The sequence below is a fragment of the Salipiger sp. HF18 genome (genome assembly GCF_011806505.1).
Taxonomy (GTDB): Bacteria; Pseudomonadota; Alphaproteobacteria; order Rhodobacterales; family Rhodobacteraceae; genus Salipiger; species Salipiger thiooxidans.
The window spans coordinates 1-2,836 of the sequence record NZ_JAATOS010000495.1 but is presented as its reverse complement, the minus strand read 5'-3'; the positions used below and the strand labels follow the sequence as shown (position 1 = coordinate 2,836).

3 protein-coding genes and 1 pseudogene are annotated in these 2,836 nt (G+C 63.9%); all 4 read right to left on the bottom strand.

The features are described 5' to 3' along the window. Positions 1-890: cytochrome-c oxidase, cbb3-type subunit III (ccoP, locus tag HC022_RS23060; protein ID WP_008883502.1), on the bottom strand; the 890-nt coding region annotated here is incomplete at its 3' end. Between the two features lie 11 nt (positions 891-901). Next, positions 902-1,078: a cbb3-type cytochrome c oxidase subunit 3 gene (locus HC022_RS23055; RefSeq protein ID WP_089958558.1), complete on the bottom strand. Its 177-nt coding sequence runs from the start codon at positions 1,076-1,078 to the stop codon at positions 902-904. 10 nt (positions 1,079-1,088) lie between these two features. Beyond that, positions 1,089-1,817: a cytochrome-c oxidase, cbb3-type subunit II gene (ccoO, locus tag HC022_RS23050; RefSeq protein ID WP_008883059.1), complete on the bottom strand. Its 729-nt coding sequence runs from the start codon at positions 1,815-1,817 to the stop codon at positions 1,089-1,091. Positions 1,818-1,832: 15 nt separating this feature from the next. After that, positions 1,833-2,836: pseudogene (ccoN, locus tag HC022_RS23045) on the bottom strand (cytochrome-c oxidase, cbb3-type subunit I); the annotation flags it as partial.

The following is a 2,836-nucleotide window of genomic DNA, read 5'->3' as shown; positions in this document are numbered from 1 at the left end:
TACTCTTCCGAAGCTTCCCCGCCGCCGAGCCCGTGGACATAGGTCGCCACGGCCCGGATTTCGGCTTCGTTCAGATCGGCGCCGCCCATCGGGGGCATGACGCCGAAGCGGGCGTTGAACACGGTTTCGTGGATCGTGTCGTAGTCGCCGCCGTAGAGCCAGATCGCGTCGGTCAGGTTCGGCGCGCCCTGGAAGCGGTCGCCGGTGCCGTCCTCGCCGTGGCAGGACGAGCAGTTGAAGTCGAAGACCTCGGCGCCGGCCTCGACCAGATCGGGCGAGGGCGGGGTTTCTCCCGACAGGGTCATCACGAAGTTCGCCACCTGCGCGATCTCCTCGCGGCTGAGAAGCTCGTCACGACCGAAGGCGGGCATCTCCGAGTAGCGGGCATCGGCGTCCTGTTCGTTCCGGATGCCGTGCGACACGGTGTAATGGATGTCCTCCATGGTGCCGCCCCAGAGCCAGTCGTCGTCCAGCAGGTTGGGATAGCCGGTGGCGCCAGCCGCGCCCGAGCCGTGGCACTGGGCGCACCAGGTGCGGAACACCGCGGCGCCGGCGTTCTGCGCGTAGGTGTTGAGCTCGGGATCGTCGGCGATCGCAGTCAGTTCGACCGAGGCCAGCCGCTCGTTGATCGGGGCCAGCGAGGCCTCGTGGTTCTGGATGTCCTGTTCCACGTTGGCGCGGGTCGACCAGCCCAGAAGGCCGGCGGTCGCCGTCTTCACGCCCGGCCATGCGGGGTAGGCGATGGTATAGCCGATGCCCCAGACGATGCAGGCGTAGAAGATCATCAGCCACCACTTGGGAAGCGGCTTGTTGTATTCCTCGATGCCGTCCCAGGAATGGCCCGTCGTCTCGTAGTCGAGATCGTCTCGCTTTTCGTTGTTGTCACTCATGTCCCGTGTCCTCAGTCCTGGGCCGGCTTGTCTTCATTGCGAAACAGGACGGTTGCGGCGTCCTGGTGCGTCTTCCGGCTGCCCGGGCGCAGGGCCCAGACGATCACGCCGATGAAGAAGACGAACATGGCCAGCAGACCCCAGCTGTCCGCGAAGTGCCGAAGCGCGTTGTAGGTTTCGTGTCCCATCACAGTCTCCTCAGCGGCTTGCGTCGGGTTCGAAGGTCGAGAAGTCGACCAGCGTGCCCAGCATCTGCAGATAGGCGACCAGCGCATCGAGTTCCGAGATCCCCGGTTCGCCGTCGAAGTTGCGCACGTTGACCGCCTCGCCGTAGCGCTCGAGCAGCCCGTCGTAGTCGCTGTCGGGGTTGGCCTGGGACAGGAAGTCCACGCGGCCGTTCTCGATCATCTCCTCGGTGTAGGGCACGCCCACCAGACGGTGCGTCGACATCAGGTCCTGGATGTGCTCGCCGTCGATCAGCTTGGCCTGGAGAAAGCCGTACTTGGGCATGACCGACTCGGGCACCACCGACTGCGGGTTGCTCAGGTGGTCGACGTGCCACTCGTCCGAGTAGCGGCCGCCAACGCGGGCGAGGTCGGGCCCCGTCCGCTTGGAGCCCCACTGGAACGGGTGGTCGTACTGCGATTCAGCCGCGAGGCTGTAGTGGCCGTAGCGTTCGACCTCGTCGCGCATCGGGCGGATCATCTGGCTGTGGCAGACGTAGCAGCCCTCGCGGATGTAGACGTCGCGCCCGGCCAGCTCCAGCGGCGTGTAGGGGCGCATGCCTTCGACGTCCTCGATGGTGTTCTCGAGGTAGAAGAGCGGCACGATCTGGACGAGGCCCCCGATGGTCACCACGAGGAAGGCGAAGATGGCCAGCAGCGTGACGTTCTTTTCGAGGATACCGTGTTTGTCGAGAATGCTCATGATCTCGGCCCTCCCTTATTCGGCCGGCGTGGCATGAGCCGCAGCGGCGCTGGCTTCGAGAGCCGGCGAACGCTTCACGGTCATCCAGAGGTTGTAACACATGATGATCGCACCGGTGATGTAGAGGCCACCGCCGAGAGCGCGGACCACGTACATCGGGAACTTGGCGGACACCGTGTCGGCGAAGCTGTTGACGAGGAAGCCGTTGGCGTCGACCTCGCGCCACATCAGGCCTTCCATGATTCCGGTCACCCACATCGAGGCGGCGTAGAGAACGATGCCGATGGTGGCGAGCCAGAAGTGCCAGCTGACGAGGCTGAGCGAGTAGATCCGCTCACGGTTCCACAGTTTCGGCGTCAGGAAGTAGAGCGCGCCGAAGGTGATCATGCCGTTCCAGCCGAGTGCACCCGAGTGCACGTGGCCGATGGTCCAGTCGGTGTAGTGCGACAGCGAGTTGACCGCGCGGATCGACATCATCGGGCCTTCGAAGGTGGACATGCCGTAGAAGCCGACCGAGATCACCAGCATCCGCATGATGGGGTCGGTGCGCAGCTTGTCCCAGGCGCCCGAGAGCGTCATCAGGCCGTTGATCATGCCGCCCCAGCTGGGCATCCACAGGATGATCGAGAACACCATGCCGAGGGTCGAGGCCCAGTCAGGCAGGGCGGTGTAGTGCAGGTGGTGCGGACCGGCCCAGATGTAGATGAAAATCAGCGCCCAGAAGTGCACGATCGACAGCTTGTAGGAGAACACCGGGCGCTCGGCCTGCTTCGGCACGAAGTAGTACATCATGCCCAGGAAGCCCGCGGTGAGGAAGAAGCCCACGGCGTTGTGGCCGTACCACCATTGCGTCATGGCGTCCTGCACGCCCGAGAAAACCTGCACCGACTTGGAGCCCCAGATCGATACGGGAATGCTCAGGTTGTTGAACACGTGCAGCAGGGCGACGGTGATGATGAAGCTCAGGTAGCACTAGTTTGCAACGTAGATGTGGGGGTCATTGCGCTTTTTTTTTTTTT